11 protein-coding genes and 1 pseudogene are annotated in these 13,166 nt (G+C 32.0%); 2 read left to right on the forward strand and 10 right to left on the reverse strand.

What is annotated here, in order from left to right; all coding sequences use genetic code 11:
- A pseudogene (locus tag BR66_RS26005) lies at positions 1-530 on the forward strand (BclA C-terminal domain-containing protein); the annotation flags it as partial.
- A gap of 131 nt (positions 531-661) precedes the next feature.
- On the opposite strand, the gene BR66_RS0112380 reads toward BR66_RS26005, so the two are convergent.
- From BR66_RS0112380 to BR66_RS0112400, 5 genes are all read right to left on the reverse strand, one after another.
- Positions 662-1,741: a glycosyltransferase gene (locus tag BR66_RS0112380; protein ID WP_026883219.1), complete on the reverse strand. Its 1,080-nt coding sequence runs from the start codon at positions 1,739-1,741 to the stop codon at positions 662-664.
- Between the two features lie 128 nt (positions 1,742-1,869).
- Positions 1,870-3,060 carry an ABC transporter permease gene (locus tag BR66_RS0112385; protein WP_026883220.1) on the reverse strand — a complete coding sequence of 397 codons (1,191 nt, stop codon included), beginning with the start codon at positions 3,058-3,060 and terminating at the stop codon, positions 1,870-1,872.
- Positions 3,057-3,773: an ABC transporter ATP-binding protein gene (locus tag BR66_RS0112390; RefSeq protein WP_026883221.1), complete on the reverse strand. Its 717-nt coding sequence runs from the start codon at positions 3,771-3,773 to the stop codon at positions 3,057-3,059. The genes BR66_RS0112385 and BR66_RS0112390 overlap by 4 nt, the downstream gene beginning before the upstream one ends.
- 93 nt (positions 3,774-3,866) lie before the next feature.
- Positions 3,867-5,132, reverse strand: a complete 1,266-nt coding sequence (locus BR66_RS0112395; RefSeq protein WP_026883222.1) for an efflux RND transporter periplasmic adaptor subunit — start codon at positions 5,130-5,132, stop codon at positions 3,867-3,869.
- Between the two features lie 241 nt (positions 5,133-5,373).
- Complete coding sequence (locus BR66_RS0112400) at positions 5,374-6,267, reverse strand: MYG1 family protein (protein ID WP_035796190.1); 894 nt, start codon at positions 6,265-6,267, stop codon at positions 5,374-5,376.
- A 248-nt stretch (positions 6,268-6,515) separates the two neighbouring features.
- On the opposite strand from BR66_RS0112400, the gene BR66_RS0112405 reads away from it, so the two are divergent.
- The gene (locus BR66_RS0112405) at positions 6,516-7,550 is read left to right on the forward strand and encodes an LCP family protein (protein ID WP_051624224.1); all 1,035 of its coding nucleotides are present in this window, start codon (positions 6,516-6,518) and stop codon (positions 7,548-7,550) included.
- A gap of 124 nt (positions 7,551-7,674) precedes the next feature.
- On the opposite strand, the gene glmM is transcribed toward BR66_RS0112405, so the two are convergent.
- The 5 genes from glmM to BR66_RS0112435 all read right to left on the reverse strand — a co-directional run bounded on the left by glmM (position 7,675) and on the right by BR66_RS0112435 (position 13,104).
- Positions 7,675-9,024, reverse strand: a complete 1,350-nt coding sequence (glmM, locus tag BR66_RS0112415) for a phosphoglucosamine mutase (RefSeq protein ID WP_026883225.1) — start codon at positions 9,022-9,024, stop codon at positions 7,675-7,677.
- Between the two features lie 135 nt (positions 9,025-9,159).
- Complete coding sequence (locus tag BR66_RS0112420; protein WP_026883226.1) at positions 9,160-10,458, reverse strand: MFS transporter; 1,299 nt, start codon at positions 10,456-10,458, stop codon at positions 9,160-9,162.
- Positions 10,455-11,705, reverse strand: a complete 1,251-nt coding sequence (locus BR66_RS0112425) for an MFS transporter (protein ID WP_026883227.1) — start codon at positions 11,703-11,705, stop codon at positions 10,455-10,457. The genes BR66_RS0112420 and BR66_RS0112425 overlap by 4 nt, the downstream gene beginning before the upstream one ends.
- Positions 11,689-12,471, reverse strand: a complete 783-nt coding sequence (locus BR66_RS0112430; protein ID WP_026883228.1) for a polymer-forming cytoskeletal protein — start codon at positions 12,469-12,471, stop codon at positions 11,689-11,691. Before BR66_RS0112430 ends, BR66_RS0112425 begins: the two co-directional genes overlap by 17 nt.
- On the reverse strand, positions 12,472-13,104 hold the full coding sequence (locus BR66_RS0112435) for a YhbD family protein (protein WP_026883229.1): 633 nt from the start codon (positions 13,102-13,104) through the stop codon (positions 12,472-12,474).
- Positions 13,105-13,166 lie beyond the last annotated feature (62 nt).

Here is a 13,166-nt window from a genome sequence, read left to right on the forward strand (position 1 = left end):
CCGGGGCTACTGGTATTACTGGTGCCACCGGCTCTACTGGGGCTACTGGTATTACTGGTGCCACTGGCTCTACTGGCGCTACCGGCTCTACTGGTGCTACTGGTGCAGATGGTGGTCCTTTAGGGTACGCTAACTTCTTCGATATCAACACTCAAAGTTTAGGTTTTGAAGATCCAGTTGTATTTAGTAATAATGGTATTATCTCACCAGCTGGATTCATATCACATACTGCTGGTGCTTCAGATATAACCATCAATCAAACTGGTGACTATCTTATTTCTTGGGAAGCATATGTACAACAAAGTACTGCAGCATTGGGCCTATATGTTGGTGGTAGTTTGATAAATGGATCTAATTTTGGTATAGGATCTGGAAGTCAAACATTCAGTGGTCATGTGATAACTCATTTAATTTCGGGTAGTATTCTTACCCTTAGAAATATAGGTGGTAATATTACTTTAAACAATACCCCTGCATTTAGCAGTGAACCAGTAGTAAGTGCATCTATTGTAATCGAAAGGCTAGGCTAATAAAATTAACTAAGTTAACCTAAGGTAGAGTTTCCACCTTAGTGTTAACATTAATAGATAAAATTAAGCAGCAGTAAAACTTTTAAAAACAAAAGTTTTACTGCTGCTTCTTAATGTACTTTTAATAGCATCTATTTTTCAGCTAAAATTTTTTCAAAATATTTCTTATTATAATTCACTGCCTCATCATTTGCTTTAAATTCTCCCGCCTTATTATTGCATCTAATTGCCTCTTCTATATTTCCAACCTTATCATAACATACTGCCAATTGTATGTTTGGTAAGTATCCAAAATAGTCATGGGATATGAATCCCCAGCCATTTTCCGGTTTTTTTATTTGGGTTGCTAATTCATACCAAAAAATTGCTTTTTCATAATCCATATTTTGAAAATAGAAATATCCAAGTTGACAGCAAATTTCAGCTCGTGGGTTATCATATTCAAAACTTTTCAGTAATACTCTTAACATGCTTTTTCTATCATTTTTATAATCATAACATTGCGAAAGGTTAAAACAAGCATTTATATTGTCTTCAATCCACCCCTGTTTTGTATCTAAGAACTTTCTAAAATATTTAATGGCACTATCATACATTCTATTATAATATAATTCTCTAGCAAAATAAAAAATTCCTCTAGGGGACAATTCTTTACCTTTATATATCATTTTTTTATATATTGATAAATTTCTATCTGATACATAGGCACGTTCTTTTTTATGTGTTATACAAATATCAGAATTTATTATATTACCACTTATTTCTAGATATTCATGCACAGGTTCTTTCCATTGAAATTCACTACTTCTTTTTAACAAACGCTCTCTGTAATATGACAGTGTTATATTGCCATTATTATCAAAGCCAACATTATATTTCATCATTACCACATCTACTTTTTCATCTAAGTCATATTTCAAATTTTCAAATTTTTCTATATCTTCATCAACAATAACATCATCCGCATCTAACCATAGTATATATTCCTTTGTAGCTTTTGAAAATGAATAGTTCCTTGCAGATGAAAAATTACTATTCCACTTAAAATTATATATCTTGTCTGTATACTTTCTACAAATTTCTTTAGTGCTATCCTTTGATCCTGTATCTACTATTATTATTTCATCAGCAATGTTTTTTACAGATTTTAAGCATCTTTCTATTACATCTTCTTCATTTTTAACTATCATGCACAAACTAATAGTAATCATGTAATTCACTCTCCTCAATTTCTCATTATATAATATGAAATTCGAGGTGCTTTGTCCTTTAGTAGATTAAGAAATACATTTATACAATTAATTATTATTACAAAATCTGTTTTGTTCTTTCAATAATATTATTCGAATCTTAATGCTTCTATAGGATTCAACTTTGATGCTTTGTTTGCAGGATAAATTCCAAAAATTAAACCTACAAGAACTGAAAATACAAAAGCTCCTAATACTATATTATTTGAAATTACTATGGATGTGGAGAAGAATGTTTTTGCAATATATGCTCCTGCATAACCACAAAGTACACCAATAATACCACCTACGCCACTAACAGTTGATGCTTCAATCAAGAATTGTATTAGTATCGTTCTTCGTTTGGCCCCAATTGCTTTTCTTGTTCCTATTTCTTTAGTTCGTTCAATTACCGAAACAAGCATTATATTCATAATTCCAATTCCACCAACTAGAAGTGATATAGCTCCAACTCCAGCTAGCATATTACTCATACTTGTAGACGTTGACGTAGCTGTGGTAATTAAACTTGTTTGGCTGAGCACCCTATAATAAGTATTTGTAGTTGTACTAGTTGCCAAATTTCTAAGTCCATATTTTTTATTTAGAAACATTTTCAAATAAGACATAGCTGTATCTATTTTTACTTGACTTTCACCCTCAACATAATAGGTACTTATAGTAGATGTCTTTAACAACCTTTGCGCCGAGGATATTGGAAGTATTATTTTATCATCACTACTACCAGTAGTAGATGTTCCTGCCGCTGTTAAAACTCCCACTATTTTATACTGAATACCACTAACATACATATACTGACCAACAACATTTGTATATCCAAAAATATTATTTGCAGTTTCGGTTCCTATTACCAATACATTATATCTGTTTTTAACATCTCTATCAGTTATAAATCTCCCTGAACTTACTGTGTAATTTTTTATAGCTGCATAGCTTGCATTTGATGCCTCTATTGATGTGGTACTGGATTTACTTCCAGCCTTTATATTTACATTATTTGATGAAACTTCTGGTGCTACTGCTTTTATACCCGGTTTAGATTTAAGCTCGGTTAAATCTGCCTCAGTAATATTTAAAGTCTTTGTAAGGGATACCGTAATAAGATTTGTTCCCAAACTGCTTATTTCATCACTTACTTCCTTTTCTGTACCTTGGCCCATTCCCACAAGAATAATTACCGATGATATACCTATAATTATTCCAAGCATTGTAAGAAATGAACGTACTTTGTTATTCCACACAGAATAAAGTGCCATTTTAAATAATTGTGTTATTTTCATGCCGTCACCTCTTTGTTATTCAATTCATCAGAAGTTATGTGACCATCCCTAACTGTAATAATTCTTTTTGCATTATTAGCTATATCCCTATCATGGGTAATCATTACAATTGTATTTCCTTCACTATTCAAATCCTCTAACATTTTAAGTACTTCTCTTCCAGTTTTACTATCAAGTGCACCTGTTGGTTCATCTGCTAATATAATCTGTGGATCTGTAACTAGGGCCCTTGCAATAGCAACTCTTTGCATTTGACCACCAGATAATTCTGTTGGTTTGTGTTTTATATGCTTGCCTAGTCCTACTTTCTCCAATTGTGTTTTTGCCTTTTCTTTTGCAGCTTTACCCGTATATCCTAAATAAAGGAGTGGTAATACTACATTGTCCAATATACTTAACTTTGCAATCAAATTATAATTTTGAAAAATAAACCCTATTTTCTTATTTCTTATTTCTGCTAGCTTATTATCATTACATTTTGTATTTTGACCATCTAAAGAATATTCTCCAGATGTTGCATTATCTAAACACCCAATAATATTCATAAGCGTTGACTTACCTGCACCCGATGGTCCAACAATGGCTACATATTCGCCTTTATCTATTTTCAGGTTAACATTTTCTATAGCTTTAAAAGTGCTTCCGCCCATCTTATATGATTTTTCTATATTAACCATCTGGATTAAGTTATGATCATTTAATATTTCTGACATACTGCTTACCTCCATTCTTTTTCATAGTAGTAAGATACCGCTAGGCAGCTCTATTTCAATTTCAATTTTAGCTTTTAACTAGTCTATTTCAATTTATTTTGTAGTTGTTGATTTAGAACTGCTACCACTGCCACCTGGCATTCCACCACCACTGCCACTTGGCATTCCGCCACCACTGCCGCTTGGTCCACCCATACCACCTTGAGTACTAGTACTACTGCTACTTGAAGGTAATTGGACTAGTATAGCCTCTCCTGTTGTAACCCCTTTTGTAACTTCAATATAATCTTCAGTTTCCATACCTGTTGTAATTTCTACTAATTTACTATTTGACGCTGAAACTGAAGAACTATTAGTATTTTGTCCACCATTAGAAGTTGTGCTATCTTCAACTCTTACATATTTTTTACTATTGCTTTCAACCAAAGCTTCCTCAGGTATTACAATTGCATTGTCTTTACTTTGTACTGCAATGGTAACATCCGCATTCATTCCAAGTCTTATTCCTACTGGATTACTAATATTTACAACAACATCATAGGTTGTAACATTACTAGTTGTGGTTCCTGCCTGGGCTACTGATTCAACGGTACCTGTAAAAGTTTTATCTGTTAAGGCATCAAATTTAATAGTAGCCTTTTGACCTGCTGCCACAGATGAAATATCTAATTCATCCACTGAAACTTTAACTTTCATTGTGTTCATATCAGTTACTGTGACTACACTTTTACCACTTTGTCCAGAATCTCCGTTAACACTATCTACTGATGTTACAAGACCAGCTATAGGCGATGTTACAGTTTGATTATTTACTGCGGTATTAGCATCTGCTAGTGCAGTGCTCGCATCAGTTACTGAATCTTTATCATCTGATATTTTACTATTAGTATCCGTTATTGTCTTTTTATCAGAGGAAACTTTAGTAGCATCAACCTTGGTAGCACTTTCATCAGTTGTAAGTTGTGTATTTGCATCCGTTAGTGCAGTTTCATCACTTGTAAGCTGCGCCTCAGCTTTGGTCAATTTTTTTGTATTATCAGTTACTGCCTTTGTGAGATCAGAACTTGAGCTAACAAAAAGTTTTTGTGCTGCTTTTACCGTATCGCCAACTTTAACAGTTAACCCTGAAATAGTACCGTTATTATTAGGTGATACTGCAGATGTTGTACCCGCATAAGCAGCTCCTGTACCTTGAATAGTTTTTGATAGATTCATACTTTTAACAGTTGAGCTATAATATTTTGTTGCTAACGTTGATACTGTTTTCTTAAAAAATTTATTATATCCTAAATAACCACCAGCACCAATTACAATCACTACTATACCTATTATTATTGCTTTCATTATTTTACTTTTCATTATTTACCTCCCACTAATTGTAGTGTTTTCTTTTTGTTCTTATTCAATAATGTAATTATAAACTGAAATTTCAATGGAAATATGGAATATATATGTGAACTGTGTGTGATTAATCATCCTCAAGAAAATAACAAGTCAAAGATGGCTTGAATATTTTTGGGTAAATAAAAAAAGATATCAGCATAAGGAAAAATCCTTAATACTAATATCTTTTGCCATAAATAACTACTATTTAATTTTATTAGACTTTAGCTTCAATTGCCATTTGAGCCATTCTCATAATGCCAGAATAAGATGCACAGCCTGCTATAAATCTACCAGGATGACAGAATATGGCATCCTCTACACCTGTAGCCTTCACAATTTCTTCATCAGATTTACCTGCCCATTCTTTTGGAAGATCTTTTATTGCTGCAAATTCTCCTAATTTTTTAGGGACAACCTGAATTCTATATCCGTTATTAACATCCTTATATATAGCAAATAAAACTTCATGATTTTTATCCATGGATATTAGGTGTTCTTGCCATGGACAAAACGTTGTCAAAATCAAAAGTTCAGGTTGTTCTCTATTTTTAAATGCATCCACAATAATTGTTTTTGCCTTTATCTGTGAAACAACCCTATTCACTTGATTTTTCAAAACAATTTTGGCCAAAGAAACTGCATCATTAAATTTTTCATCAGATAATGTGGACTCATTCCAACTAGAATTAAAATCAGAAATAACAGCTGATATGGTTTTAATTTTAAGTTCTGAAGTGAAAATATCCTCTCCGTTATCCAATGCATCAATAGTTACAAATAAAGAATCATCAACAGATTGTAATACCTTATTTGTTTCATCTTCATTTAAATCCTTAGCATTTTGGGAAAGGTATTGTTTTCCGAAATCTCTCCAAATTAATCCTGCACTTGCATACGGAACTTTATTCTCCCTATATTGCTTACCAACTATATGATGATCATATTTACCACCACCCACATCAAAAACAATATCACAAGACTCCAATAATTCAGGTTTTCTACTTCTAAGAATTTCAGCTTCTTCGAAAATTCCAAGAATTATTGCAGATGCAAAAACTTCGTCTGAATGAAATGTTCCGTTATGTGTTCCAATCTTAAATTTTCCCATATTAATTATTCTCCCTTTTATTTTAAATTTCAACTATAAATTCAACATAATACTATATTTTATCTGTGAAAATCCAATTGAACATTTATGTTATTTTTTTCATACCCTTATTATATGTACTTTTATTACTATCGTCAATATATTGGTTTCATTGGTAAAAACTTTGATTTAATTGACAGGTTTTTCATATAAATGTATGATATAAATTGGATGTTATTTAACTAAAACAGTTATCGGAGGAATTTTCAATGAAAAAAAATATTAAGGCTAAAAAGAAGAAAAAGAAAATAATAATTATTCCTGTAGTCATATTAATAATTTTAGCGATAGGAGCATCAGGAACTCTTTTATTTATAAACAGTAAATTATCGAAAGTAAATGGAGTTAGCATATCTAAAAAACCTAGTGATTTAGGAATAAAGACACAAAACTTTGATGATAGCAACATTGATAAAAATTATACTAACATATTACTTTTAGGCGTGGATACCCGTGATCCTAATACTAATCTTGGACTTGCTGATTCAATAATGATTCTAACTATTGACAAAACTCATAATAAGATAAAAATCACTTCACTAATGAGGGACATGCTTATTGACAATATTAGAGGCGAAGGGGTTACTGCCGGAACTACTCAAGATAGAATAAACGTTATCTATAAAGAAGGCGGTGGGCAGTATTCAATCAAAGCAATTAATGACAATTTTGATATGAATATAAAGGACTACATAAAAGTAAATTTTGGAGATTTTGACAAAATCGTAGATGCAGTCGGTGGCGTTGACATTGATATATCTTCTGACGAAGTAAAAGTAGCCAATGGATATATTGACGAAGTATCAAAATTACAGAATGTAACTCCACAACACTTAACTCATGGAGGATTACAACATTTAAATGGTATACAGGCTTTGGGCTACTGTAGAATAAGATATGTTGGAAACGAAGATTTCCAAAGAACCGAAAGACAAAGGACCGTTTTAACTGCAGTTTTCAAAAAGTTATCCAGTCTTAATCTTGTTCAGGCGTCTTCAATGCTTGATACAATATTACCTGATGTTGAAACTTCACTTTCAAAAACTGATATGCTATCAGAAACTTCATCTATTATAATTAACAAAACTAAAACAATAGAGCAGTTTAGACTGCCTGAAGACAAACCAGGCTATAATTACACTACAACTATAAAAGGCACTTATTTTTTAGGTTGGAATAAAGCTTTAAATAATGCTGATCTTCATAAGTTTATATTTGAAGAGGATGCAAGTAAGGTAAAATGAACAGTTACAAGTTGCAGATGATTTTTGGAATAAAGCACAAAAGCCCTCTGCAAAATGGAAGGGGCCGCCTGAAGATAGAAATTAAATTCTATTTTCAAGGCGGCCCCTTACCCCTTGTACCCTATTAAAGGTTTGCTTTTTCTTCAATAAGTTTTGCTAGTGAATGTGCTAGTTTATTAAGTTCTACTTGATCTTCACCTTCCAGCATTACTCTTACTAATGGTTCTGTTCCTGAAGGTCTTATTAATACTCTTCCACAGCCATTAAGCCTAGCTTCTATGCTTTTGATTTCAGACTTAATTTCTTCATCCTCATTATATATGTTCTTTTTATCATTTGGAACTGTTGCATTTGCTAATATTTGTGGGAGTTTCTTCATAATTGAAGCAAGTTCCGACAAAGTTTTTGTGCTATTCTTAACAACTGAAGATATTTGAAGCCCTGTTACAAGACCATCTCCTGTTGTATTGTGATCTAAAAATATTATGTGACCTGACTGCTCTCCGCCAAGTTTATAACCTTGCTTTAGCATTTCTTCAAGCACATATCTGTCTCCAACTCTTGTTTTTATAGTATTTATATTTTCCTTATCAAGTGCAATAAAAAGTCCCATGTTACTCATTACTGTAGTAACAACAACATTTTCATTTAATTTTCCTTTATCTTTTAAATCTTTGCCACAGATTGCCATGATAAAGTCTCCATCTATAAGCTTACCTTTTTCATCTACTGCAAGACATCTGTCAGCATCCCCATCAAACGCAAGTCCTAAATCACATTTCTTTTTGATCACATATTCCATAAGTTCCTCTGGATGTGTAGACCCACAACTGTCATTTATATTTATTCCATCAGGATCATTGTTTATAACGACTACTTCAGCACCAAGTTCTCTGAAAGTTCTAACGGCTGATTTATAACTAGATCCATTTGCACAGTCAAGAGCTACTCTAAGTCCTTTAAGATCACAATCTATAGTTCCCTTTGCAAACTCAATATAATCTTCAAAAGCAGAATCTTCTACTACTTTTTTTCCTACATTTCCATAAGTTGGTGATGGAACACCGATAAATTTGCCTTCGATTGTACTCTGTATTTGGTCTTCAAGTTCGTCTGAAAGTTTATACCCTTGTGAATTAAAAAATTTTATACCATTATATTCTACTGGATTATGAGAAGCGGATATTACTACACCTGCATCTAATTTATATTTTCTAGTAAGATATGCTATTGCTGGCGTTGGTATAACCCCTACGCACATTGCTTCTGCACCTACTGATAGTATTCCAGCTACCAAAGCATTTTCAAGCATATCTTTTGATATTCTCGTATCTGTTCCAACTAATATTCTAGGTTTATGTGATCCTTTTGATAATACATATGCTCCAGCTCTACCTAAATCATATGCTATTTGTGGTGTTAGTTCTTCGTTAGCTATTCCCCTAACACCATCTGTACCAAACATTCTGCTCATATATTTACCTCACTATATTTCCTTTTATTTGATGAGCCTAACTTTGCACTCATAGCCCTATTATATCATAGTAACCGTATACTAACAATTATTACAATCGCAACTAATAACCTGTTAACTGTAACTTTGTCAGGGCTAAGTCGTAACTTCATCCGATGTTACTATATCATTTGACTCCGGTGGCAGAGCATCACTGTATTTCATTAGATTTTTTCTGAAAATCATCATTGTAATCACAGGTATAATACCCATAATTACTAGGCAAATACTAGTGTTAACTTTATCAAACAATACTCCAAATAACATTTGTCCAAGGGGTACTGATGCTAAAGATCCCGTAGATATTACTGCCCCCACTCTCCCCATAATTTCTAAAGGTACAGTTTTCTGAAAGGCAATGCTTAGTGCAATATTTGCCATAGTTGCCATTATCCCTACTAGAAAACATAAGAATAGTACGCTTAAATATGGAATTATATTTCCACTAAAAAGACACAAGTAAATATTTGTTGGTATAATTCCCATTATTATTATTAATATTCCTACTGTAAATATACTGAAAAATAGAATTGTTCCTGTCTTCATTTTTTTATGGATTGGCCCCATAATAATTGGTGCCATCATCATTGATGCAGCAAAACATCCTTCTAACAACCCATATTGAAAATCAGATACTTTTAAAATTGTCTTTGATAGATAAACCAATCCTATGGTAAGTGGAGCTAATGTAAAATTTACTATTACTGCCATAATAACTACAGTCAATATAAATTTTTTTCCTATTATAAATTTAATTCCACCAATAAAATCATTTTTAAAAACCTGAAGATTAACCTTTTCTGGCTTTTTATTATTCTTCGGAACATTTATAAACATTTCAAATATGCTTGCAAAAATATAACTAAATGAATTTATTAATAATATTATGAAAATACCAAAAATGCCGAAAAGCATAGCTCCTATTACAGGTCCTATCAAAGTGGATAAATTTGAAATGAATGAGCTAAGGCTAGTTGCAGCAACTAGTTCCTCTCCATTAACTATACTTGGCAGAATAGTTCCTATTACCGGCCTGTAGAATGCCGTAATTACTGATAATATTATTACATAAATATAAATCTCGGTCATTGATAATGAACCATTTAATATAAATATAATTGTAAATATTCCTACAATTATTCCATTTAATAAATCTAGATATACAATCATTTTTTTCCTGTCATACCAATCTGCAAAAACCCCTGCAAGTGGTCCCAGTATTAGTTGCGGAATTATAGATATGGCTAATACTGATGCAAATAGAGTTGCAGAACCAGTTGTTTTTAATACATATAATGATAATGCAAGTTCCTGCATTTGAGTCCCAATTAAAGATATAAACTCGCTTAACATTAGTAAACCTAGGTCTTTTTTCTTTAAGACTAAAAAGTTCATAACATTATATCCTCCACTGTTTCATTTTCATAATCAAAATTGATGAATCTCTTAAAATGCTTATTAAATGCAAATGGAATCACCAATAAAAGAGTTATTATAAAACATGTTGACATAACACTTCTTATTGGCAAAAAACTACCTAATACACCCCCAAGTGCCATGGCAAAAGGTGTTAATCCTTGTGTCACCATAGTTATAAATGATATTACCTTGCCTCTTTTTTCTTGAGGCGTTGCCAATTGCACTGATGACATGATTAAAACATTAAATATAGCATTAAATGTTCCTCCAACAAATATCATTACTGCCATTATAATGAGTATACTTTGGCTTACTGCAATTATAAGGCATACATTATATATGATACCTGAAATTATAAAAATCTTAAGCTTTTTTAAAGCAGGAATATTAATTATTGATGTAAGGATAAACCCCACAAACATTCCTCCCATAAAACATGCCATAACAATACCATATTTAGCTGGCCCTAAATTAGGTGTCTTTTGGAATAAAGGCAATAATAATATTATTGCAATATTAGCAAAAAAATTATCAACTGCTGCAATTAAAAGAGTATATCTTAGGCCTTTTAATCGCCATACAAAACTAAACCCATCTTTAAGATCCTCTAAAAAGCATTGATTATTTTTCTTTTCTATGGCTGGAATTTTTACTAGCAATATGGAAAGCCCAGAAAACACAAATGATAATCCATTAAAAAGAAACATTAATGGCGCACCAATAATCTGAAATAAAAAACCTCCTGCAATATTACCCATCATATTAGCTCCATTAGTTACAATTGCAAATACAGAATTTGCATTTGTAATTTTTGACTTAGGCACTAAGTCTGGTATTGATGAATTGATTCCAGGACTAAATATTGCCCCGCATATGCTTAAAATGATTCCAGCTATAAATACCATCCAAACCTTAATATTGTTATTATATGCTAGAATACCCAATAATACAATGCTACACCCTCTTAATAAATCCATTAAAATTAATAATTTTTTTCTATTATTTCTATCGATCAGGGTTCCTGCAAAAGGTGCTATTATAACTCCTGGCAGAGTGGATACTGCCATAAGTGTTCCCATTAGTGCAGTTGATCCAGTAACCTTTAGAACCCAGAAGCCTAAGGCTATGCTATAAGCTGCATCTCCTAGACTGGAAACTAATTGTCCCTGCCATAAAATAAATAAACTTCGCGTCCATAATCTTTCATCACAATTTGACTTCATTTTGAACCCTTCCCCCATTTATTACTTTAAGGACTCCAGTATATTCAACCTTTTCAATATTTGAGCCTTCACCAATGGTTACATTTGTTCCTCTTACTATTTTTGCCGTTGTTCCTTCTAAAAAGATATCATCACCTTCTACAGAATCTGTAATAAGCTCTTTAATGCCAACAAACATATCCATTACAAATTGAGATATAATCCCTCCATGATTTGAAGAAAAACTTATATTTATATTACGTCCACCTATTTCACGAACTTTGCATCTTCCATACAACTGGATATCAATTTCATCTGCATTTAATAATCCTTTTATATCAAACTTTCCTGTAGCTATAAAACTTTCACATTCACAATCTTTGCCTATTTTCGTTCCTCCAGATACTCTTATCTCTCCACCATATAAATTTCCCTTAACATCTGAGCCACCTGATATTTTTAGTTTTTTTACTCTAACATCACCATCTACACCAGAACTACCACTAATCTTTACATCACTGGCAGTAAGATTTCCTTTAATATCTGATGATCCGCTAATTTCCAAAGTTTCAGTTTCAACATTTCCCTTTACCGAAGACGATCCACTACATTTTATTAGCTGCGATTTTATATTTCCTTTTATATCTGATGATCCGCTAGATTTTAAAGTATTGCAATCTATATCGCCATTAATTACTCCTGATCCACTTATTTTCACTTCATCGTATATTCCACCGCTACAACTACCAGCTCCTGATATTTTAAAATTTTGTCTTGTACCATCCATTTAAAACAACTCCTCTAATTTTAATTTTAATTCTTCAATACATTTATTTATTTGCAATCTCATTATAATTTTTGCCAAGCTCTCAAAATATATCTGATTTGGTAACGCTAAAATCATGCTTATGCCTACACCCATTTTTCGTATAAATACTATTTCACAATTTTTTTCAAGATAATTACTATAACTGCTTTTTATAGTTTCAAATACAATTTTACTTTCTTCAATGGATATACCACCGTCCATAAGATATCTTTGTACCACGTCCATATATAAGACTTCATTAAAACTATAAGTTTTATCCATATTTTCACTGGGATAGCATATTTGTATTACATTCTTTATAATGATTTTCCTATTTGAAAGTTCACTACCTGTTAACATTACATCTGACGATTTGGGAGAAAAAATTTCTGCTAAATCGTCAAGGGACGCCTCATCTTTCATATTTTTAATTCTTTTAACTCTTTCTAGAATTTTATCTCTTGGAAAAAAAGTTTCCTGTCCCGTAAATGAAGACTTTTTTATAAACCAATCTTCAGGAATTATTTTTTTCCTTTTCCATCTATAAAGCTGACCGTAAGAAATTTTAGTTAATTCCAAAAGTTCTTTCTTGGATATTAAATTTTCTTCCATGTAACTCCTCCTATACTATTTTTTTTTAATTCCATTTTTCTCTTTACATTTTGGAGCCATTT

The organism is Clostridium akagii DSM 12554 (assembly GCF_000686725.1).
Taxonomy (GTDB): Bacteria; Bacillota; Clostridia; order Clostridiales; family Clostridiaceae; genus Clostridium_I; species Clostridium_I akagii.

Excerpts from the sequence above, each read along its gene's own strand:
- glmM (WP_026883225.1), bottom strand. The coding sequence starts at position 9,024 with ATGAGCAGAATGTTTGGTACAGATGGTGTTAGGGGAATAGCTAACGAA.
- BR66_RS0112390 (WP_026883221.1), bottom strand. The coding sequence starts at position 3,773 with ATGTCAGAAATATTAAATGATCATAACTTAATCCAGATGGTTAATATA.
- BR66_RS0112380 (WP_026883219.1), bottom strand. The coding sequence starts at position 1,741 with ATGATTACTATTAGTTTGTGCATGATAGTTAAAAATGAAGAAGATGTA.
- BR66_RS0112385 (WP_026883220.1), bottom strand. The coding sequence starts at position 3,060 with ATGAAAATAACACAATTATTTAAAATGGCACTTTATTCTGTGTGGAAT.
- BR66_RS0112430 (WP_026883228.1), bottom strand. The coding sequence starts at position 12,471 with ATGGATGGTACAAGACAAAATTTTAAAATATCAGGAGCTGGTAGTTGT.
- BR66_RS0112425 (WP_026883227.1), bottom strand. The coding sequence starts at position 11,705 with ATGAAGTCAAATTGTGATGAAAGATTATGGACGCGAAGTTTATTTATT.
- BR66_RS0112420 (WP_026883226.1), bottom strand. The coding sequence starts at position 10,458 with ATGAACTTTTTAGTCTTAAAGAAAAAAGACCTAGGTTTACTAATGTTA.
- BR66_RS0112435 (WP_026883229.1), bottom strand. The coding sequence starts at position 13,104 with ATGGAAGAAAATTTAATATCCAAGAAAGAACTTTTGGAATTAACTAAA.
- BR66_RS0112395 (WP_026883222.1), bottom strand. The coding sequence starts at position 5,132 with ATGAAAAGTAAAATAATGAAAGCAATAATAATAGGTATAGTAGTGATT.
- BR66_RS0112400 (WP_035796190.1), bottom strand. The coding sequence starts at position 6,267 with ATGGGAAAATTTAAGATTGGAACACATAACGGAACATTTCATTCAGAC.
- BR66_RS0112405 (WP_051624224.1), top strand. The coding sequence starts at position 6,516 with ATGAAAAAAAATATTAAGGCTAAAAAGAAGAAAAAGAAAATAATAATT.